This is a genomic window from Psychrobacillus lasiicapitis, assembly GCF_006861795.1.
Taxonomy (GTDB): Bacteria; Bacillota; Bacilli; order Bacillales_A; family Planococcaceae; genus Psychrobacillus; species Psychrobacillus lasiicapitis.
Window position 1 is genome coordinate 1 of sequence record NZ_VDGH01000008.1, and the last position, 22,849, is coordinate 22,849.

Consider the following 22,849-nt stretch of genomic DNA (forward strand, 5'->3'; position numbering starts at 1 on the left):
TGTAATACCACCAACTACTTTTGGTGTATTTTTTGTATTGAAGCTTTTATTACCTGGATCGATACGTTCTGGAGAGTAAGCGATGAAAATGTCTTCTCCAACAGTAAATCCTTTATCTTCTAATGCTTTACGGATAATTTCTTCTGTTGTACCAGGGTAAGTTGTCGATTCAAGTACAACTAATGTTCCCGGTTTTGCGTAGTTTGCAATTTCATTTACAGAGCTTTCTACGTAAGAAGTATCTGGTTGTTGGTAAATATCAAGTGGTGTAGGAACGCAAATTGCAACTGCGTCCACTGAACTGATCGAACCGTAATCAGAAGATGCTCTTAAATGACCAGAGTCTACCATATCTTTTAAGTCATTATCTACTACATCACCGATATAGTTAATACCTTTATTTACTTGCTCTACTTTTGATTCTTGTACATCGAAACCAATTACATTGTATCCAGCTTTAGCTTTTTCAACTGCAAGTGGTAAACCAACATATCCTAATCCAACCACTCCGATTACGGCTGTGTGGTTTTCAATTTTTGCTAATAATTCTTCATAGTGTGTAGACATTTTTGTCTCTCCTTTATAATTACGAGAATATAATTCGTTTTCCTGTTTCGGATGATTCGATAATTGCTTCGATTAAACGTACTGGGTTATAGCCGTCTAATCCGCTAACAGCTGGTTCACGGTTTTCGTTAATCGCCGCTACCATATCTTCGATAATACAGTCATGTCCTTTTTTACCCCAAGGCTCATTTTGTATTTTCGCTTTCAATGCTTCTACTTCATCTTCCGCATAGCCTTCTACATCCCATGTTTCGATGAATAATGCATTTTTACCGCTAACTTTCACACTAGCTGTTTCGCCAAAAATAGACAAAGACTCTTCTAAATTTTGTGGATAAACGGTTGTCGCAGCTTCTACAACTCCAAGTGCTCCACTTTCAAATTCGATTAGTGCAGTTGCAACATCTTCTGTTTCGATATTACGGAATCTTGTTGCTACCATTCCTTGTACAGATTTTACTGGTCCCATAAACCAAAGAAGCAAGTCTAAATTATGTATTGCTTGGTTCATCAATACGCCGCCATCAAACTTTTTCGTGCCTCTCCATGGTGCTTGGTCGTAGTATTCTTGTCCTCTATTCCAACGAACAGTTGCATTCGCATGACTAAGCTTACCGAACCTTCCTGCATCCATTAGTTCACGCACTTCCATAATAGCTGGACGATAGCGGTTTGGATGTACGATTGCAAGCTTAATACCTTGCTCTTCTGCTACTTCCATCATTTCTTTCGCATCAGCAGAGTTCAGTGCCATCGGTTTTTCTGTAATAATATGTCTCTTATGTTTTGCTACAATTTTTGTTAAGTTTGCATGTAAACCAGATGGTACACAAATATTTACTACATCAATTTGTGGATTATCTGTTAGCATTTTTTCTAAATCTGTATACTTTAACACGTTTTCATCATCTGTTACTAGTCGTTCTGGGTTTGTATCACAAATGGCAAACAGATTCGCGCCTTCTGTATTGCGAATGGCAGCTATATGCTTATCTGCGATGAAACCCATACCTACAATTGCAAATTGAATCATGCTCTTTTACTCCCTCTTGCTTCTAAAATGTATTTCCATAAAGATAAAATAAGGATTGTAAATAAAATTCCAAGGATGAGCCCAGCTACTGCAGCTTCCAGTCCATAGGATTTTGTTTTCACTACATATGCTTCTTTAGCAACTGAAGGTTTTTCGTATGAGATAATATCATTTCGTACACGCTGTTCAGTCGCCATTGCATTTGTTAAATCCAATTCCGCTTGGCTAAGTAAAGTTGTATAGTTGATTTGTTCTGTTAAGTTATCCGTTTCTGCTAATCCTTTTTTATATGCTTCGATACCTTGTTGTAATGTTTTAATTCTGGCTGATTGAGCTAAAGCATATCTTTGTGTTCCATCAATTACTTTATCGTTTTGCGCCATTAAACTTTCCATCAGTTGTTCGTCAAATAGTGCAAGCTCTTTTGTTACTTGCTCTTTATTATCCCCATAAACCTCTGCTTTAATATACTTTCTAGTAGGGACAAACACTTCTGCTTTCCCAGTAAAATGTTGACCATAATTCGTCATAATATGGTCAGGATTTGTTAAAGCATCCAGCGCTACTGATCCAGTAAATACAGTACTTCTCCCAACATATTCTCCGTCTTTAGGGATGAACATAGAGCCTACATATCCAAGTAAGGCAACAATTACAGGGATAATGATAAACCAAATCTTTTTCCTCCAGAAAAACTCCAATGAATCATACAATCGATATGTCTTATTTTCCGTCATTACACTTCTCCTATCAAATTCGCCTTGCCGAATTTGCTCCTGCGCAAGCTCGTCGCAGGAAACATTGCGCCCAGATTTTTATCGACTTGTTCGATAAATTCCGCTAAAAAATCAGTGGCATCCGCCGAAGGCTTTAACTTTATTCAGCAAGGGGCTTTGTCCCTTACTGAATCGAATGGTTACTTTCCGTTTGTTTTCCTTACAATTACATTGTAAACAGGTATTGAATGAAGTTAATTAGCTCCTAACAGGCAGTAAGAGGGAAACGTAACAATTACGTCTCCCTCTACTATTGAGCATCACATTATTTTCCAGCAAAAAATTCCGCAATTTTCTCTACAACATATTGTTGTTGTTCTTCTTTTAGCTCTGGGAACATTGGTAAAGAAAGTGCTTGTTTTGCAGCTTTTTCCGCTTTAGGGAAATCGCCTTCTTTATACCCTAAGCTTTCGAAAACAGGTTGTAGATGCAATGGTAGTGGGTAGTAAATCATTGTAGATACACCGTTTTCTTTTAAGAACGCTTGTAATTCATCACGGCGTTCTATCAAGATCGTATATTGATGGAACACATGGTGGAAACCTTCCACAACAACAGGTGTTTTTACATGGTCTGCCACTTTTTCGTTTAATAAAGCCGTATAGTAATCTGCATGTGTTTTACGTTGTTCGCTCCATGTATCTAAATGAGGGAATTTCACATTTAGTACAGCAGCTTGTAACTCATCTAAACGGCTGTTATATCCAAGTACGCTATGGTAATACTTTGGCTTACTTCCGTGTACACGAATAACACGACTTTTTTCTGCAAGATCGTCATTGTTCGTTACAACCATTCCACCGTCACCATATGCACCAAGGTTTTTCGTTGGGAAGAAACTATATGTCGCAGCGTCTCCTAGTTCACCAACTGTATATTCCCCTTGTTTTGCGCCAATTGCTTGTGCAGCATCTTCTATAACAACTAAATTATGCTTATCCGCGATTTCACGAATGCGAACCATATCAGCCATTTGTCCATAAAGATGTACGGGAATAATTGCTTTAGTTCTTTCAGTTATATGTTTTTCGATTTCTTCTGGATCTAAGTTGAATGAAATCGGATCTATGTCTGCATAAACAGGCTTAGCTCCAGCTCTTACGATTGCTCCGCCTGTAGCAAAAAACGTAAATGGTGTTGTGATAACTTCATCTCCAGCACCGATTCCTGCAGCTTGTAGTGCTATGTGAATTGCGTCACTCCCATTTCCACAGCCAATACCGTGGGCAACATGACTATACTTGGCAAGATCTGCCTCTATTTTTTTAACATTATCCCCTAGGATAAATTGCGAGCTACTCATAACGCCATCTAAGGCTTCTAATACTTCACTTTTTAAAGATGCGTACTGCTCAGATAAATCTAACATTGGTACTTTCATTTCGTTTACACCAACCTATCAATGAATTTTAATATGTAAAGCGCTAATTGCGCTTATACCCAACAACTTTACGAAATACGGATAATATTGGTCGATAGTCATCATTTACGAGACCTATTTTTTCTGCAACAATTTCAAATGCAATTAATATGAAAACTAGGATGAAAATAGCCCATCTTAGTGTAAGTGTTTCAAATGTGATTGCTGCAATACTAAATATTAAACCAAATCCATATATAACTAACACAGTATCACGATGCGATAATCCTAATGCTAACAAGCGGTGATGTAAATGGGATTTATCGGCAACGGATATTGGTTTCCTATTGACAACTCTGCGTATAATCGCAAACGATGTATCGAATATCGGTACACCTAATATCATAACCGGTACGACAAAGCTAAATAACGTAACACTTTTGAACAAACCTAATAATGATAAAATAGCGATCGAATAACCTAAGAACATGGATCCTGTATCACCCATGAAAATTTTCGCAGGGTAAAAATTATGAAATAGAAATCCAAGTGTACTACCAAGTAATATTAACGATAGAGTCAGTATTAACATTTTGTCTGCAGAAAATGCTAAAAATGCAATACTTGCAAATACGATAGATGAAATACCAGCGGATAAACCGTCCAGTCCATCAATTAAGTTAATCGCATTTGTAATGGCTAAAATCCAAAACAATGTTACAACGTATGAGAATATCCCAAGATCAAATACTCCGATGAATGGAATATTTAATACTTCCACTGTTAAGCCGCTTCCCATTACTGCACATGCAGCTAAAATCTGACCTAAAAGCTTAATTTTCGCGGATATTTCATATTTATCGTCTATGATTCCCAAAACAATGATGATCAATGCACCAACCATTATTCCGGTAATTTTAGCTTCATATAACCCAGCAACAAAGTAACCAACTGTTACAGCAATAAAAATTGCAAGACCACCAAGCCGCGGCATCACATTCTGATGCACTTTTCGTTTATTCGGTTTATCTACAGCTCCGATCTTATGAGCAAGTTTTATAACAAGTGGCGTAACAGCTATTGCCGTTACCATAGAAATGATAAAAGCAAGAAGTAATTTTATGTCCAAAAATATCATCCTTGTTTTTTTTATATTTTCATTGACTATTAAGTTTCTCTTCACAGTAGACGAATTAGCAGCATGAAAGTTTCTTCGATTACTCATTATACTATAAAAATAGATTTGTAACCAAGTATATTATAAAGAAAAAAAAGACTGACTTTTCGCCTTATTATAGGCAAAAATCAGTCTTTTGATGCGCAGCTTATTATCTACTTATGAAAACTCCGGCCAATTCGTTTGATACTCATCGCCCTCGATCTTTTCGAGCGTACGGTATTTAAAAGGAACTAAGTCATTCATTTGTAATTCTTCTAACGCTCTTTCTAATGGTAATAGCTGAAAACTATCGTCTTCTTCTATAATCAAGTATGCTCCTGCAACTTTTCCGTTCTCTTTCGTATTGATGCGAATAAAAGCCGGGAAAAACAAATCATTACTTGATTGGATAACAGAAGAAGCTAGTACTACATGTTCACCATCTTCGACAATATGATCTTGATCGATTTTATCGAATACTTTTACAGCCCATGCTTGACGTTTATAAAAACCTATTACTTTTGGAGCATTTTCTTCGATTGATGAATTAGGTGAAGCATTCTCATTATTTTTTTCTTCCGAATACATGTACTTCCCTCCACAGTTAGCAAAAATCCATACTGATTACGTTATCACACATCAAAAAGGTTCGCAACTTCTAATACTTTTTTACCTTAACTCAGTAGGTTTTTTGTCTCACTAATGTGTTAGATTAATCTTTATAAATTGCTTGGATATCATCGATGATTATTTCACCATTCGATTTATTTGCATCCTCTGTTTGCATATAGCGTACAGGTAAGTCCATTTTAAGCGGATATGTTAGGCCAGCTGGGACTTCCGCAGTAACGAATCTCCAATCAGTCCAGCTCACATTTTTATCTAAATCTAGTTGAACTGATTTACCAGTTGCATCAATTAGTTGCGTTCTGAGCCAATTTCCTTTGCCATCACCTTTTACCCACATACCAATTTTCTTGGCAGGAGTACTAATCGTTAACTTCGTTTTAGCACTTACATATGCCCCTGAAGTACCTGTTGTACCTGTGAAATCATAAACTAGTTTAATAGCTTTTGAACCATCACGGTCATTTGTAACCGATTGAACCGCTACAGATTTTGCTCGATCACTAGTAGCTTCATAGTTTAAGATACCTTTATTAAATGATTCTAATATAGTAGGAGAACCATTCGTTACTTTTAGTTGGATATTCGCAGTTTTTCCATCATAAGTTACGACACCTGCATACGTACCTGGTTTCGCATTGACTACTTGCTTGCCATTTGTAGTTGTTAAAATAGAAGACGTCACTTTACCATTTCCTGATATAGCTACCGGATTCATATACTGATCGATTCCTTTTATTGGAACGGACAAATCTGTATAAGTTTCCCCTTCAAATACTTCTACTACAGTTGACTTTGGTATGATCGTTGCAAGAGCACCTGTTTTATATTGGCTAATGAATAATAAAGAATTGGATACCGAACGCTCATGACCATCGGAAGGTTTGTTTTGAACAGTTACTTTACTATCGCCTAACTCTCTCGTAACTACTGTAGAAGAACCTCCACCATCGAATGTCATTGCGTAAACCGCTCCTAAATCCTTCATTAGTTTAGCCGTATTTTGCAATGTCAGTCCTTTGCTATCCGTTGATCTTCCATCAATTACTGATGTAAAGATACTTCCATCTTTTTTAATACCTACTGCTGTTCGAGGTGCAACACCAGCAACTTTAATCGTTTGTAATGTACCATTTTTCACCAAATGATAACGTCCGCTTACTGATTCTCTTACATCGTTCCATTCAGCAGGAGTAAATTTTGTTGAGATTGCAATTTGATCTCCTACTTGCACTTTTTTTAGAAACTCACTTGCAAAGTTATGTCCGGATAAAATAACCTCTCCCTTGTTTAACTTCGCGTTTCCAACACCAGTTACATTTTCTAAAACAGTTCCGACTAGTGTTTCGGAGCCGTTTAGTTTTCCTGAATCTATTTTCACTCGAACTTCTGTACCGAGTTCATTCGTTCCTGTTGTTGCATTGAAATCTCTTGTATAGATTACCAAATGGTTTGCTGATCGTTTGCGATTGACAGAATCAATTGCGTAAGACGCTTGCCCATTTACTGAAACATTCATTGCTACTTGAGGTGCACCAATAATAGCTTTACCATCTGCTTTCACGCCTAATACTGCCAATTCATTAAGCGGCGTTTGTGATGTAGAAACAATAGATCCGTCCATCATCATTAAATCGATAGGTTGTCCTTGTTTATCGAAGTAATCTGCATTCACCCCAGCAACTACATGATAGGAATCATTTTGTTCCACACTATTTGCTTGAGAAGATGTTGTTTCTAATCCGACTAATTGATCTTTTGCAAGCTCTGTTTTTAATCCGACATTAGAAGTTTTACCATCATATTCAATCACAAATACATTTTGAGCACCTATTGCTCCATCGATATCAAAGTATTTTTTACGAATCCCAGGGGCAAGCTGTGTAACTTTCTGACTCAACACTTTACCACCAGTTAAAGTAGGTGTAGCTTCTGTCGGATATAACTGAGAAGAATCATTTCCACTAGGTACAGTTGTTCCTTCTGCATTTGCTAATTCTTTTAGTTTTGCTTTGGAAGGTGTCTTATACTCGACGTACCCTGCCATTTTCGTAATGTACATGCCTCCACCAAGACCATATTGACCTCCGTATAAATTATCATAGCGATATACACGGTATTGCTCGCCTGGTTTCAATACTCGTTCGTAAACTAAACCTGCATCTGTACGCTTCCATAAGTTGATTGGTTTGATTACTTTAATTTTCCCAATTTGACCAGGAACCATTAATATGCCATCCCAATAAACTTTCGTTGCAGCTTGTGCTTGATTTGGTTGGAATAGAGCGCCCGTGACAATTGCAAAAACAATAAAAAAGTATAGCAATTTTTGTTTCATTTAATTAAATTCTCCTTCATTTCCTTGAGCAGTTACTTTTGCTCTTTTTGTTGTTGCTCTCTATTTTGTTCAATTGTATATTTCCATAAATTACTTCCATCGTAATAATAAAGGTTTCCATTGACATCTTTTACGAGTCCATAAACCCCTTTATCTTTCAACCACTCTACTTTAAGCGTATCTTTTGTTACTCTAAATAATTTTCCTTCCACACTTCCGTAAATAAAGCCATCTGGCCCTTCTACGATTTGTGCGTTACGGAATCTTCCGGAGATTAACTCTAATAATTCAACTGAACGAACATCTGTCCACTCATCTTTATAGACAAATAGCGTTCCATCGGCCATTCCCCAAACATTATTATCTTTATCTACTATTAAACTAGTAATCATACTTGAATCAAATGGTAGATGAATATATTTTTTGTCTTCAGGGTTACTTCTATTAAAGTAGAATAATCTAGCTCCCCTTGGGTTTACTTGTTGGTTCGCATGAATCGATGTTCCACCAAAAACTTGTGTTCCTCTACTAACTAGTGACACGATACTTTGGTTGTAAATATAGTTTTCGTATATTTCCATCTTTTCGTTTTCTGTATTATAGAAAGCAAGAGCACCGCCACCTACACTAGCATCTGGTAATGTACCTAATACAATTTCTTTTCCATTATTGTAAGGAGTTACTGCAGTCGATCTTTCTTGTCCGTATTCATTCATACGAATAATTTCTTTTGGATTTCCATTATCCCATGGAAGTGCGCGATCATACACAAGTAATCTAGCAAGTGGATACGCACCGATATAGAGTTTATTGTTTATATGATACATGGACTCTATTTGACTAATATTTCGGTACAATTCTTTGTTTCCAGTTGCAACGTCATATACTCCAAGACCACCGGACATATATCCATTAGCAAATATTTTCTTCCCATCTTCACTTGAAGCTAGCGTATACAACTCTACCGGTTGTTCTGGTAATTCAAATTGATGGTATTGAATTTCTCCTGTTTGTGGATTGTATTCGAATAATTGCCCTAAATTATCGACCATTCCAGATAAAAGAAATTCTGTTGGTTCTTCTACGATAGGTTCTTCGATAACTGTATCCTCAGTAGTTGGTGTTTCCACTGCAGAAGTTCCTTGTGATTCTTTCAAAGCTTTTTCACGGAATGCTTGTTCAAATAGTGCCTCAAAGTCTACCTTCTTATCTTCTGCTTTTTTCTCACCTTTTACGATAAAGTCCAGATTAATTGCTTCTGTCCCTTTTGGTAAATATAATCCAAGCTCCGTATGGGCTTTTGTATCGAAGTCATAGCGGATCAGTTGTTGTGCTTTTGTATAGTATAACGATTTGCCATCTGGTGATAGTGTAGAAACAGTTTTAGAATTCAGTTCAAACTCGTCTACGATTTTCAATGTTTTTCTATCGAAAACTACTGCCACATTAGATGGGTATAATCTCGCCACGACATAATCGTCCGTTAATACTAAATCTTGCGCATATTTTTCAGACATATATTTGGCTGGTAAAAAGGATGTGAAATTTTTCGTACCAGGCTTTTTCACTAATAAATCCATATTCGAACCAATCGATACGTAAATTTCATCTCGTTCTTCATCAGCAACGATTGCTTTCACAAAATCTTTTCTTTTACGAATTTGACCGTACTCTTCAATTTGTTTCGTTTCTGTGTCAAATGCTACAAGCGAGCCGCCGTATGCTGAACCAGCATATACTTTATTGCCAGAGACGATTAAATCTTGGATAGATGTATCACTTTTATTCGAAAAGATCGCCCCGTGATTTTCAAACACTTCGGTATTTGGATCATAGCTATATAGCACACTTGAAACAGATCCACCAACCCAAAGCTTTCCATTTTCATCTACGTCAAGTCCCCAAGCGCTTTTTGAATCTTCTAACGTAAATGTATGTATCGTTTCCTTAGTTTGATAATCTACCACAACTAATGCTGCTGGTGCTCCATGCATGATGTAATAAATGAAATATTCGCCTTTGTCATTTGCAGCAATTTTAGATGAAATGGCAGATGATTTGAAAATCATCGGACCTAAGTTTTCATACCCTTCTTGAATAACTTCTTCCTCTGGCTCTTGTTCAATTGCATCTTCTAACCATTCTTCCACGTTACCTTCGACTTCAATTACTTCTTCCCCAGTCCCTACCGGTTCAACTATTACCTCTTCTAAAGTTGTCTCTGTTTTGGGTAATTCTTCCGCATTTGCCACACTATTTAAGGGTGTCGCTAACATAGCAGCCATCACTGGAATATAAATTTTCTTCATATTAAAACCCCTTTCATGTATAGTTTAACATTAACATCATTTGGTAACATTTAAAACTTATAGTTGTAATATAATTGAAATATTATATCTTATTTTCCTTGTCGAATGAGTATCAAGATTAAGTGAGAAATTGTTCATAGGATTGTGACATCCATGCGACAACAGCAAACTGATCACCTAACGAAAGGCTAATTCTATTCATATCCAGTCGAGGGCTATCCTCGCCCTCATTAAGTTCAGTTTGAAAATGCTTGCAACTTTGTTTCATGATATAATAGGCAATGGAATTTAAAAGTAGGGAGAATGAACATGTTACATTCTATTAAGAAGATGATTTCTGGTGAAGTAATAGAGTTAAAGCAACTCAAAAAAATAGTATCTAAGATTAATGCTTTGGAAGATTCATTTACAAATAAAACAGATTTAGAGCTTCAATCATATACAACTAGTTTTCGTGATCAATTAAATAATGGAGCAACTCCAGAAGAAATTATGTTGGAAGCTTTTGCGGTCGTTCGCGAAGCTTCAAAACGAGTGTTAGGAAAACGACATTATGATACACAGTTAATGGGTGGTGCAGTATTAACGCAATCTCAAATTGCTCAAATGCAAACCGGAGAAGGTAAAACATTAGTGGCAACACTACCCGCGTATGTAATGGCACTACACGGAAAAGGAACGCATATTATTACAGCCAATGAATATTTGGCGAGCCGAGATTTTGAAGAGATGAAACCATTATTTGAGTTTTTAGGCTTAACAGTCGGATTAAATATTTCCGGCTTGGAAAGTGACGAAAAACAAGTTGCCTATAACTGTGACATCACTTATGGTACCGGCACGGAATTTGGTTTTGATTATTTAAGAGACCATATGGTGCAAAGCGAAGATCAGCTTGTGCAACGACCATTGTTTTATGCGTTAATCGATGAAGTAGATAGTATATTGATCGATGAAGCGCGCACTCCTTTGATCATCGCAGGAAAGTCTAATGCAAGCTTGAATTTGTTTCCAATTATGCAGCTAGTTATTAGCTCATTCAAGGATGAAGAAGATTACAATTATTATCCAGAAACAAAACAAATCGTTTTATTGGATAATGGTGCAGATCGATTAGAAGAAGCATTTGGCATTGATAACGTATACGACCGAGAGCATCGTGAATTTATGCATATTGCAATGCAAACGCTCCGTGCAAAAGTAGTCATGCGTAAAGATGTGGACTATATCGTAAAAGACGATAAGGTTATGATCGTGGATCCATATACTGGACGTATTATGGAAGGTCGTACATTTAGCGACGGGCTTCATCAAGCGATTGAAGCGAAAGAAAAAGTTTCAATTAAAGAAGAAAACAATACACAGGCTTCTATTATGATTCAACATTATTTCAGACTGTACAAACATGTCTCTGGAATGACAGGTAGTGCCGTTCCTTCTCGCGATGAGTTTTGGGAGACATACAACTTACGCGTAACGGAAATACCGACAAATAAACCAAACAAACGGATCGATATGGAAACGCTTGTCTATTTAACCTATGAAGATAAGATGAAAAAAATTGTGGAAGAAACGCAAAAGTACCATAAGACAGGACGTCCCGTTTTAATCGGAACGACTTCTATCGAACAATCCGAAAAACTTTCTTCCTATTTAAAAGAACGTTCAATCGAACATTCTATACTGAATGCAAAAACAGTAGAAGATGAAGCAGAGCTAATCTCCCAAGCCGGGCAGATGAATAAAATTATGCTCGCAACGAATATGGCAGGGCGAGGAACCGATATCAATTTAGGCGAAGGCGTTGCAGAACTTGGCGGTCTTCATATCATGGGTACTGAGCTTCATAGTAGTGCTCGAATTGACATGCAGCTACGAGGTCGCGGTGGTCGCCAAGGAGATCCAGGCAGCTCCCAATTTATCATTTCCTTGCAGGATGAGCTATTCAACTATTACGATGAAGAGGAATTCGCTAAATACAAAAACAAGTTGAAAACAGATGAGACTGGTTTAGTTATTTCATCTAATCCAATAAAATTTGTGTACAATGTTCAAAACGTAATCGAAGGTATGCATTTCTCGAGTCGCTCTCATTTATTGAAATTAGATGATATCAATAATGATCAACAACGCGTTATGTATAATTACCGAGAAAAAGCGTTAAAAGTAGAAAACATGCAAATGCTTATCATAGATGCGATGCACGAACGCTTAAATAATTTAATCGATGAGCTTGCAGAAAACGACGTGCATGAATCTAGTATTTTAAATGAAATTATGGATGAAATTAAAATCATTTCGATGCTCACATCGTATGAGGATGATTCATTTACTTCTTTAGATCCAGAAAACAAAGGCCAATTGAAGGAAGCACTAGAGGCTGTTTATGAGAAAGCTTTCGAGATTGTCAATATGACAAGTAGCGATAGCGAAGATTGGAGAAATATTCAATCCTACTATACAGAAACTCTAGATCGCCTGTGGATTGGGCATTTAGACAATCTGCATCATTTAAGAGAAGGTATCAGCATCCGCGGATACGGTCAAGAAGATCCGTATCGCCTTTACTCTTTCGATGCGCTTCACCTTTTCCAAGGAATGCTTCATACATTCTTTAGAGACGTGATTCGATATAATTTGCAGGTAAATGGTGTTAAAGAGGAACAATAGACTACCTTTTATAGAGTGTTAGAAGTGGCTTGGTCACTTCTAACACTCTTTTTGTTTGAGATGAATAACTAGTAATGAATATTTCCTAATATTGGATTTTACAACTAAATCGTGCTTTTTTACAACTAAATCTTGAAAGATTCCAACTAAACATGCCAAAATTCCAACTAACACGCTCATTTTTCCAACTAAATCTGAAATCCAAGAAAAATGACTGCTTTTCTTCCCATTCTAATCTTTTCCACACAAAAAAAGTCAGTACAACGAGGAATTCCTCGTTACACTGACTTTCTAAATTTACTACCAAGTGATCAATCAAAAATCTCGGACAATCTTTCTTCCAATTCATCCTTCAATGACTCATATCCAGGCTTGTTCAATAGTGCAAAAATATTATTTTTATACGACTCGACACCTGGTTGGTCGAATGGATTTACTCCCGATAAATAAGCACTCATGGCACATGCCTTCTCAAAGAAATACAGTAAATACCCTAAATGATATTCGTCCAGTTTATCAATCTCCACTTGGATAACAGGCACGCCTCCATCATAATGTGCCAAAATCGAACTATTTTTTGCGATGGTGTTAATATCATGGAACGTTTTATCCTCTAGGAAATTTAACTGATCAAAGTTATTCTCTACAGACTGAATCGTACAATCCTCTTGTTGATTGCGCACATGTAAAATCGTTTCAAAGATTTGACGTTTTCCTGCTTGAATATACTGACCTATAGAATGTAAATCCGTTGTATATGTAACAGAAACAGGGAAAATTCCTTTTTCATCTTTCCCTTCACTTTCTCCAAATAATTGCTTCCACCACTCAAATACATTACGTAAAGAAGGTTCAAAAGAAGCCATTATTTCAATAATATATCCTTTTTTCTCTAGCAAATATCTAGATAAAGCATATTCATAGGCTTCATTTTCTTTGTAATTGGAAAACATTAAATCATTTGTCGCTTGCTTGGCACCATCTAATAACGCTTGAATATCTATGCCGCCAACAGCTAGCGGAAATAATCCGACTGGAGTTAAAACGGAAAAGCGTCCACCTACATCTGCGGGAACTTCAAAACTTCTATAGCCCCCATCCAATGCAAGCTTTCTTAATAAGCCATTCTCAGGATCCGTAGTTAAGATAATTCTATTTTTCATTTCCTCGCCATAGCGTTTTTCCATATATGACTTAATGACACGGAACGAAATTGCTGGTTCAAGCGTCGTTCCTGATTTTGAAATGACATTTACGTACACTTCTCGATCATCTACATATTGAAGCAATTGATTGATATAAGCACCACTCATATTCTGCCCTGCGTAAATTACTTCAGTTTCTCCTGATTTCTTCGAAAAATAAGGGGTTAACGCATCTTGAACAGCTTTGGCACCCAAATAGGAACCACCAATTCCAATGACTATGAGAACAGCAGATTGGCTTCGTATTTCATTTGCAACCGCAAGTATTCGATCTATTTCTTCTTTATCTTGTTTTGTAGCTAGTTCTATCCAGCCTAACGCATCACGGTCATTACTTGTTGGTGCATGCATTTCTTCATGTATCAGACTAATTATATTTGTATATTTATTTTTTTCTTCTTCATTAATAAACTTTGATAATAAGGAAAAGTTTAATGAGAAGGCTTGTTTTGTAACAGTCAATTGGATTTCCTCCTGCGAGCTTTGTATTCATTTATCCTCCTATATTAGCATATTTCAGTAGGCTTTTCCTCTTCTTGAAGTAGTAAGCTAAAAAGTACTACTCCTTACTACATGTATTGACTAACCAGTGGCAACTATTAGACTACTTATAGACTTTATATATAGGTTTTATTAATAGATAAACCTAACGTGATTTCTGAAATAGTAGTGACCATTTTGTTCAAAGAGAGAGAAACCTTACAATCTTGCTACTTAAAATAACTTTATGTAAGAAAGTGACAAATCAGCAAAAGTGTCCCTTTAAATTTCTTTTTTGTTTGCAAAAAAGTTAGCAACGATAGCACCAATGGTTAGATTGACAACCATATTGGCCACAGCTGGTACTGCTGCAAGAGAGCTAACATGTTCCATGGCTAATGTTGCCGCTAATGCAGTGTTACATATACCAGTATGAAACAAAATTGCTCGTGCATTTTGCTCGGGAACCTTCCACCATTTAGCAAGTAAATAACCAGCACACATTGGTATAGATACTTGAAAAAACACTGCTACAAAAATAAGAGGTAATATCGATAGATTTGCTTGAAGTGAGCTTTGCGCACTTGATACAACGGATAACACAACGATAAATAAAGCAAGTTGAGAAAGAACAGGTGTATATGGTTTGACCTTTTCTATTTTTTCACCAAACTTCCACTGGATGTATAGACCTAAAAATAGTGGAATAAATACGATGTAAATAATATTTAAAAATAATGGCCAAAAAGCGATTGGAATGAGCTTTCCCGCAAAAAATTGTACTAATGTGGGCGTGAGTATCGGAGAAATAACGGTATCCATTGTCGCCATTGTTATACTTAACGCTGCTTCACCACCCGCTATAAACGTATAAACATTAGCTGATGTCCCGCTTGGAACTGTCCCCGCTAAAATAATTCCAGTTGCTAGTTCAGCATTATTCCCAAAAAATAAATAAGCAACACAAATAGATATGGCAACCATGATAGACCATTTTAGCAAAACACCTATAAGCGCATGCTTAGGATTTTTAATAACCAATAGCAGCTTTTCAGTTGATAAAGACAAGCCCATTAATAAAAATATAGTCCCTAATCCTAAACCTGTTAAATTCCTGATAGGAATAAATAGGTTTGGGAGAAAATAAGCGATAAAGGATAACACAACAATCCAGGCGGGCATATATTTTGAAATAATATGTGTTGCAATCCGTATAAACTTCATCATTTAGGCCTCCAAATACAAAACCTGTGCTTTGAATTATTACTGTCCAAAGCACAGGAAGTTTTACTCTATATTTTTTTATACAAGTAAGCACCTTTTTCTACATTCTCAAGTTCCACTTTATCACCAATTTGTACGGGTTCATTTACTCGTACTGTCACTTTTCCCTTTGCTTCATCAAGCTGAACGAGCGCAACTGTATATGGTGCAATGTCAGCAAATTCAGATGGCGCCACATGAATATCTGTAAAACTGTAAACGGTACCTGTGGAAGGCACTTCTAACTCTTCCAACTTTCCTTTTAAACATTTCGGACAAACGTATTTATTGGATATACTTTGATAGTCACATGAATTACATTGAAATACTTTCATTAAAAATGATTCACACCCTTTCCAAAATATGCACAGTAGAATAAGAACCTGTTCCACCAAGATTTTGCGCTAATGCAAGTCGTGGATTATCTACTTGGTTTGCTGCATTTCCTCGTAATTGACTTACGAGTTGATAAATTTGTGCAACGCCCGTTGCTCCAATTGGATGTCCGCGTGATAACAGACCTCCACTAGTATTGACAGGTTTATCTCCGGTAGATTTTGTTCGTCCCTCTTCTACTGCCTTCCATCCTTCTCGCTTATTAAAAAATCCTAATTCCTCGATTGCAATCATCTCTGTCATCGAAAAACAATCATGAATTTCTACTACATCGATATCCTCGGGTCCAACGCCTGCTTTTTCATAAGCAAGTCTACCAGATTCACGAATTGCGGGTATCGATAATAGATCATCGGCGTCTTGCATCTGAGTAGGACCGGAAGCTTGAGCTGAAGAACGAATATGAATAGCTGACTTTTCTTTTGAAATAACAAGCGCAGCTGCTCCGTCCGTCATAGGGGAACAGTCAAATAATCCTAATGGATTCGTGATCATACGAGCGTCCATAATTTCTTCCAGTGTAGTTGGTTTTCTAAATTGAGCTAGTGGATTATTTAATGCATGTTCTCTATTTTTTAATGCAAGCATTGCTAAATGCTTTTTCGAAGCGCCAGTTTCATAAAAATAGCGATTAGCAAGAACTCCGAAAAATCCAGGGAATGTAAGTCCAGCATGCTTTTCGTTCGAATCATTATCCATTGCAGCATTGATCGCTTGTGTAACATCAGCAGTCGAAGCATGTTTCATCTTTTCAACGCCTGCAACAAGTACTGTGTTATACTCACCACTTAAAATCCCTAAAATTCCTTGCCTTAATGCGATGCCTCCTGATGCACATGCACCCTCTACTTTTGCAGTAGGGATAAAACCTAAACCTAGCTCATTTGCAACGATGGCACCTAATATTTCTTGGTTGTAAATGGAACCACCCATGAAGTTTCCAACAAATACGGCATCCACTTTAGGGTTTCCAGCGTCTTCTAAAGCTTGAATACAAGCATCCAGTAACAAATCTTTCATCGTGCGATCTATAAATGTACCAAATTGTGTCATGCCTATTCCATGTACGTAAACGTTTGTCATACGCGAACCTCCTTATATTGGTCACGCATTTCTCGTTTTAAAATCTTACCATAAGAACTTTTTGGTAATTCATCTACAATATGAATAGATTTTGGTTTTTTGAAGCTGGCCATGTTTTCTGCACAAAGTGCGAGTAAGGTTTCTGATGTTACGGTTTCTTTCCCGTTCGGCACTACGTATGCCACTACATTTTCTCCCCATTTATCGTCTGGAACACCGATAACACAAGTTTCTTTGACACCTGCATGTAGATTGAGCACTTCTTCCACTTCTCGTGGATAAATATTTACTCCACCAGAAATAATGACGTCTTTCTTGCGGTCCACTATTTGCACATAGCCTTCTGGACTCTTCCAGCCTAGGTCACCTGTATGAAGCCAACCATCTTTCAACGTATCATTTGTTGCTTTTTCATTGTTCCAATACCCTTGCATGACAAGTGAACCTTTACAGATAATTTCTCCAACATCGCCATCTTCCAGTTCGTTACCTTCATCGTCAACGATTTTTACTTGAACGAAAGTTCCTACCCGTCCACATGAGTCTAGACGTGTGCTTAACTCTTTTTTCGGCATCATTGTTATACACATTGGTGCTTCCACTTGCCCATAAGTTTCAGCATAAATAGGACCCGTTAACTTTAATGCTTCTTCTAGTTTACTAGCTGCGATTGGTGAACCAGCCATATTAATCGTTTTCAGTGTAGATAGTTGTGTAGGGTCAAACTTTGGATGTTGAATCATCAAATTGACCATCGTTGGTACTAAAAAGATAACAGATACACCCTCTTGTTTTAAGTCATTCACAAATTCCTCAGGTTCAAACTTATCAAACACAATTTGAGAAGACCCATATAACCAAGACACATGTGATAAGAAATTACTACCATGCGTTAGAGGTGCGACATGTCCAATGACATCGTCATAATCTACTTCGCATACTTGTGCTAACGATAATGCACCCGCAATCATATTGCGATGAGTTAGCATTACTCCCTTGGGATTACCCGTTGTACCAGATGTATACATAATTGCAAATAGATCGTCTTCTTGAACAGATTCTACATACTGTTTTCCCAAATTCAGCTGTATTGCATGCTCGTATGCCTCTCCAATTGATAGAACTTCAATTGATGTTCCTATTGGCTCAATTAATGACTTGTCCCCAATTACAAGTTTTGGACTCGAGTCGTTTAACATATACTGATGCTCTTTTGGGTGAAGACGATAATTCAATGGCACTTTCACAAGTCCAGCAAGTGCTAATGCAACGTCTAATTCTATATGCTCCAATCGATTAGACATTAAAATAGCAATACGATCTCCTTTTACTAAGCCTTTTTCGTGAAAGTATGCGGAAAGCGCATACACACGTTCTATCATTTCTCTATAGCTAAAAGACCGATATTGGTCTTTGATCGCTAGCTTCTGCGGATAAGCCGCAGCAGATTTTAAAGCTAATTGTCCTAATGTCTCCAATATTACTCACTCCTTCTCTGCAAACTGAAATACTGGTATATTCGTCAATTGATCTGGGCCACGTTTTAGTTCAACATTTTCAACAGGTAGTAATATGAATTCAATCGTTATAGCTACAGGATTTTCACCATCTAGAAAATGTCCTCCGTAAATTTGTTTATGGCAATCGACAAACATTCCATGAAAATGTACGTCTAACTCATCGTTCAAATCGTATCCAACAAAACCTGTGCCATTAAGTAACTCTACTTCTGTATCACTAACTATTTTTGGTGTATATTGAAGCACGCCTTCACTTGTTTTCTCTAGTTGCACATATGTTGCATGCCTTAATGAGCCAATGCATTGAAATTGTGCTGCTTGGATATCAAATCTTCTGCACACTTCTTTTATACCACCAAAGAGGTCCACATCTTTCATGAGTCTGCCGACGACACGATTAGATTTCTTATCAAGCACTGCTTCTATTCGATCAACCAAAGTTGTAGCCCCCATCAACTTGTAACACCTGCCCCGTTGTATAGCTTGACTCCGAAGAAGCGAAGTACAGAACAGCTTCGGCAATATCTTCTGGAGTACCCATTCTTTTGACAACTTGTCTGCTAAAATCATAATCTACTCCTGAAGTAATAGCAGTAGCTGTTGCACCTGGAGCTACCGAGTTACAAGTTATACCTGACTCACCAAGCTCTTTTGCTACCCATTTTGTCAGCGCGATTACTGCACCTTTTGAAGCTGCGTATGCCGGACCGGATCTTCTTGTTTCCCCACCATCACCAGAAACAGCACCACCGTTAATACCTGAAATAGAACTAATATTAACGATTCGACCGTATTTTTGCTCCATCATATGTGGATAAACAACTGCTTGAATAAACAAAAATGCCGCCTTCACATTTGTATCTAAATCTCTATCCCATACATCTACTGTCATATCCTCTATACTTAAACGACCAGCCGTACCCGCATTATTAACTAAAATATGTAGCTCTCCGAAAGTATCTGCTGCTCTAGCAACAGTCGCTTTCACAAACTCTGCATCTCGAATATCCCCTAAGCATTCAAGCACCTTAGCTTCCGAATTCATCGTACGAATTCGATCAATCGTTTTGGCACATGAGTTTAAATCGACTAGTACAATATTTGCCCCTTCTCTTGCAAGATAAATTGCAGATTCTGCTCCAATTCCACTTGCTGCCCCTGTAATAATTGCTGTTTGTGCTTTCACTCTCATATCTTCATCCCCTTAGATATTATTTAATATTCATTAAATCTGGTAAAAATGTTGAAATTTGTGGAATATAAGTGATCAATAAAAGAATAATAATCGACGATACTACAAATGGTATAACCCCTTTAGATATACCACCAAGTGAAGTCTTGGATATTCCTGTTGCTACATATAAATTCAATCCGACTGGCGGTGTGAATAATCCAATAGCCAAGTTAACAGTCATAAATACGCCAAATACTGTTGGATCAACTCCAAGTAAAATCATTACCGGAGCTAAAATTGGTACAAGAATATAGAATGCAGATATCGCATCGATAAACATACCAGCTATCAAAAGAATAATATTTATAATTAATAGAATAATAATTGGATTATCAGAAACTCCTAGCATTACATCTGATAAAGTAGTTGCAATTTGCTCTGTCGTAATGATATAAGCAAAAACAGATGCGGCACTTACTATAAACATAACAGTAGCCGTCTGAACAGAAGAATCTACTAAAATCTTGAACAAACTTTTTAAATTTAGTTCCTTATATACAAAAAAACCGACGAATAGTCCATAAAACACTGCCACTACTGCGGCTTCAGTAGGCGTAAAGAATCCACCATAAATACCGCCTAAAATAATTACCGGAATCATCAATCCCCACAAAGCATTGACAAATGCAGTCCATCTTTCTTTCCCTGTAGCCCGTTTTCTTTGGGTCACTCCTTCTAATGGACCTTCTTTTTTCTCCTGTCTCCATCGAACATACATAGCAGCTAGTACAAACCCTAACCCAAGTAATATACCAGGAATAATACCTGCGATAAAAAGTCGAGCAATGGAAACAGGAATTTGGTCTCCCGCAACTACCGCAAAAACGATAAATGCAATACTTGGAGGAATAACAATTCCGATTGCACCAGAACTCGCTACTAAAGCTCCTGCTGTCTCTTTTTTATATCCGTTATTCACAAGGGCAGGGATTAAAATACCTCCAATTGCTGCAACTGTAGCTGGACCTGAACCAGAAATTGCCGCAAAGAAGATCGCAACTAACACTGTTACAAACACAATTCCGCTTTTACGATGCCCTACCAATGCTTGGGCAAAATCGATAAGACGCTTTGAAATACCCGCCTGCTCCATGATTACCCCAGCTAGCACGAAGAATGGAATAGCTAGTAATGTAAACTTGGCCACGCTTGTGTACATAATATCAGCGACTAATTCTAGCCCAAACAATCCACTTCCCGTAAATAACACGGCAATTGAAGAAATCGCCAATGAAACGGCTATTGGAATACGAAGTAACACAAGCACAAAGAATAACCCAAACAACATGATTGCTGTCATACCGATTCCCCTCCGTTTCCGCTTTCTTCACGATATTCCATAATGGTTGCTTGAATCGTACGATATAAACAGAGTATTGCACCTACTGGCATTGCCAATGAAAATAGCCATTGTGGCCAACCAAGAGATGGTGTTTTTTGCCCCATTTCCATTTGGTAGAGAACCATTTGAAAACCAAAATACAATAAAATCAAAAATAGAATTCCCATTAGTAAACCAACTAATAAAGTAATCCCCTTCTTAAAAACTCCATTTACTCGGTCAAATATTAAGGAAAAACCTAGGTGTGCGTTTTGACGCACACCTATTGAAGTTCCAACAAAAGTTAAAAATACAAATAAATTAATCGTAATTTCTTCGGTAAAAGATAGTGAATATCCCGCTAATCCCCTTGAAAGTATGTTCGCAAAAGCAATTATTGACATAATGGACATAACAATAGCAACGATCCATTCTTCTAATCTATTTAATACACGGTCCATTTTATTGCCTCCGTTCTTAACGTTCCTGGAATGCTTTTAGTAAATCTTCTCCCCAGATGCTTGTATATTTCTCGTAAACTGGTTGAACCGCTTCTTTGAATTCAGCCAATTCCTCTTCTGTTGGTGTATAAAATTTCATTCCCGCAGCTTCTAGTTCTTCCAATTGTTTTGCTTCTTTTTCACGTGCTAATTCCACTTGATATTCTGCAGCTTCTTTTCCAAGCCTTGCAAACAACTCTTTGTCTTCATCACTCATAGATTCATATAGTTTTTTATTCATACCTAATACTAATGGATCATATGAGTAATTCCACAATGTTAAAAAGTCTTGTACTTCATTCAGTTTAGAAGAATGAATAACGTCGATTGGATTCTCTTGTCCATTGATCGTTCCTTGTTGAAGAGATGTAAATACTTCAGAGAATGTCATCGTAGTAGGATCTGCACCAAGAGCACGATATAAATCGGTATACATTGTAATACCAGGAATGCGTATTTTTAATCCATTTAAATCCTCAGGTGATTTAATTTCTTTCACACTATTTGTCACTTGTCGGAACCCATTTTCACCAAATCCTAAAGGTTGTACACCTTTTTCTTGTAGGATTTTCGTAATCATTTCTCCGCCCTCACCAGCGAATACTTTATCTACTTCATCTGTGTTATTAAATAAGAAAGGCGCACTTGCCACACCAAAGCGATCATCTAAAATTGAGTAAATAATCGTTGAGTTGAATGTTAAATCAGTAGAACCTTTAGAAAGCATTTCTACAGCTTTACCGGAATCTCCCCCAGATAATTGTTCGTTAGGAAATATTTCGATTTTAATGCGACCGTCTGTTTCTTCACTAACATCATCCGACAGCTTTTGTGCTGCCGCGTACCAAGTAGAAGAGTCATTTACTGTAACCGACATTTTTAACTTGTACTCTTTACCTTCAGCTTCTTCCGCCGAACTTGACGAACAAGCTCCCAATAATAGCATTGCTGCCAAACCTAGTGATCCTAACTTCCAACTTTTTCTTTTCATTTCTTAATCCCCTCCAA

The 22,849-nt window shown here is 37.2% G+C and carries 19 protein-coding genes; 1 reads left to right on the plus strand and 18 read right to left on the minus strand.

Annotation, left to right across the window (positions count from 1 at the left end):
* The 8 genes from FG382_RS13825 to FG382_RS13860 form a co-directional block, all read right to left on the minus strand.
* Positions 1-567, minus strand: a 567-nt coding sequence (locus FG382_RS13825) for a nucleotide sugar dehydrogenase (RefSeq protein WP_244950537.1), incomplete at its 3' end; no start/stop codon positions are given.
* 19 nt (positions 568-586) lie between these two features.
* On the minus strand, positions 587-1,600 hold the full coding sequence (locus FG382_RS13830) for a Gfo/Idh/MocA family protein (RefSeq protein WP_142539479.1): 1,014 nt from the start codon (positions 1,598-1,600) through the stop codon (positions 587-589).
* Positions 1,597-2,337: a hypothetical protein gene (locus tag FG382_RS13835; protein WP_142539480.1), complete on the minus strand. Its 741-nt coding sequence runs from the start codon at positions 2,335-2,337 to the stop codon at positions 1,597-1,599. Before FG382_RS13835 ends, FG382_RS13830 begins: the two co-directional genes overlap by 4 nt.
* A gap of 304 nt (positions 2,338-2,641) precedes the next feature.
* Positions 2,642-3,757, minus strand: coding sequence for a DegT/DnrJ/EryC1/StrS family aminotransferase (locus FG382_RS13840; protein ID WP_142539481.1), 1,116 nt, complete (start codon positions 3,755-3,757; stop codon positions 2,642-2,644).
* A 43-nt stretch (positions 3,758-3,800) separates the two neighbouring features.
* Positions 3,801-4,865 carry a glycosyltransferase family 4 protein gene (locus tag FG382_RS13845; protein ID WP_142539482.1) on the minus strand — a complete coding sequence of 355 codons (1,065 nt, stop codon included), beginning with the start codon at positions 4,863-4,865 and terminating at the stop codon, positions 3,801-3,803.
* A 207-nt stretch (positions 4,866-5,072) separates the two neighbouring features.
* Positions 5,073-5,483 carry a hypothetical protein gene (locus FG382_RS13850; RefSeq protein ID WP_142539483.1) on the minus strand — a complete coding sequence of 137 codons (411 nt, stop codon included), beginning with the start codon at positions 5,481-5,483 and terminating at the stop codon, positions 5,073-5,075.
* A gap of 124 nt (positions 5,484-5,607) precedes the next feature.
* Positions 5,608-7,860 (minus strand): phosphodiester glycosidase family protein, encoded by a 2,253-nt coding sequence (locus FG382_RS13855; RefSeq protein WP_142539484.1) that lies wholly within the window; start codon positions 7,858-7,860, stop codon positions 5,608-5,610.
* 32 nt (positions 7,861-7,892) lie between these two features.
* The gene (locus tag FG382_RS13860; protein ID WP_142539485.1) at positions 7,893-10,169 is read right to left on the minus strand and encodes a ligand-binding sensor domain-containing protein; all 2,277 of its coding nucleotides are present in this window, start codon (positions 10,167-10,169) and stop codon (positions 7,893-7,895) included.
* Positions 10,170-10,478: 309 nt separating this feature from the next.
* On the opposite strand from FG382_RS13860, the gene secA reads away from it, so the two are divergent.
* Positions 10,479-12,839 carry a preprotein translocase subunit SecA gene (secA, locus tag FG382_RS13865; protein ID WP_170206520.1) on the plus strand — a complete coding sequence of 787 codons (2,361 nt, stop codon included), beginning with the start codon at positions 10,479-10,481 and terminating at the stop codon, positions 12,837-12,839.
* Positions 12,840-13,150: 311 nt separating this feature from the next.
* Here the strand turns inward: secA and FG382_RS13870 are convergent, their stop codons facing one another.
* The 10 genes from FG382_RS13870 to FG382_RS13915 form a co-directional block, all read right to left on the minus strand.
* Positions 13,151-14,506, minus strand: a complete 1,356-nt coding sequence (locus FG382_RS13870; RefSeq protein WP_142539487.1) for a glucose-6-phosphate isomerase — start codon at positions 14,504-14,506, stop codon at positions 13,151-13,153.
* Between the two features lie 300 nt (positions 14,507-14,806).
* Positions 14,807-15,748 (minus strand): bile acid:sodium symporter family protein, encoded by a 942-nt coding sequence (locus tag FG382_RS13875; RefSeq protein WP_142539488.1) that lies wholly within the window; start codon positions 15,746-15,748, stop codon positions 14,807-14,809.
* A 68-nt stretch (positions 15,749-15,816) separates the two neighbouring features.
* Positions 15,817-16,122, minus strand: coding sequence for a Zn-ribbon domain-containing OB-fold protein (locus FG382_RS13880; protein ID WP_142539489.1), 306 nt, complete (start codon positions 16,120-16,122; stop codon positions 15,817-15,819).
* A 10-nt stretch (positions 16,123-16,132) separates the two neighbouring features.
* Entirely contained in the window at positions 16,133-17,266 is a 1,134-nt protein-coding gene (locus tag FG382_RS13885; protein ID WP_142539490.1) for a thiolase C-terminal domain-containing protein, read from the minus strand.
* Complete coding sequence (locus tag FG382_RS13890) at positions 17,263-18,744, minus strand: class I adenylate-forming enzyme family protein (RefSeq protein WP_142539491.1); 1,482 nt, start codon at positions 18,742-18,744, stop codon at positions 17,263-17,265. Before FG382_RS13890 ends, FG382_RS13885 begins: the two co-directional genes overlap by 4 nt.
* A 6-nt stretch (positions 18,745-18,750) precedes the next feature.
* On the minus strand, positions 18,751-19,224 hold the full coding sequence (locus FG382_RS13895) for a PPC domain-containing DNA-binding protein (RefSeq protein ID WP_229677275.1): 474 nt from the start codon (positions 19,222-19,224) through the stop codon (positions 18,751-18,753).
* Positions 19,217-19,978: an SDR family NAD(P)-dependent oxidoreductase gene (locus FG382_RS13900; protein WP_142539493.1), complete on the minus strand. Its 762-nt coding sequence runs from the start codon at positions 19,976-19,978 to the stop codon at positions 19,217-19,219. Before FG382_RS13900 ends, FG382_RS13895 begins: the two co-directional genes overlap by 8 nt.
* 19 nt (positions 19,979-19,997) lie before the next feature.
* The gene (locus tag FG382_RS13905) at positions 19,998-21,320 is read right to left on the minus strand and encodes a TRAP transporter large permease (RefSeq protein ID WP_142539494.1); all 1,323 of its coding nucleotides are present in this window, start codon (positions 21,318-21,320) and stop codon (positions 19,998-20,000) included.
* Positions 21,317-21,802 carry a TRAP transporter small permease gene (locus tag FG382_RS13910; protein WP_142539495.1) on the minus strand — a complete coding sequence of 162 codons (486 nt, stop codon included), beginning with the start codon at positions 21,800-21,802 and terminating at the stop codon, positions 21,317-21,319. Before FG382_RS13910 ends, FG382_RS13905 begins: the two co-directional genes overlap by 4 nt.
* 16 nt (positions 21,803-21,818) lie before the next feature.
* Entirely contained in the window at positions 21,819-22,832 is a 1,014-nt protein-coding gene (locus FG382_RS13915) for a DctP family TRAP transporter solute-binding subunit (RefSeq protein ID WP_142539496.1), read from the minus strand.
* Positions 22,833-22,849 lie beyond the last annotated feature (17 nt).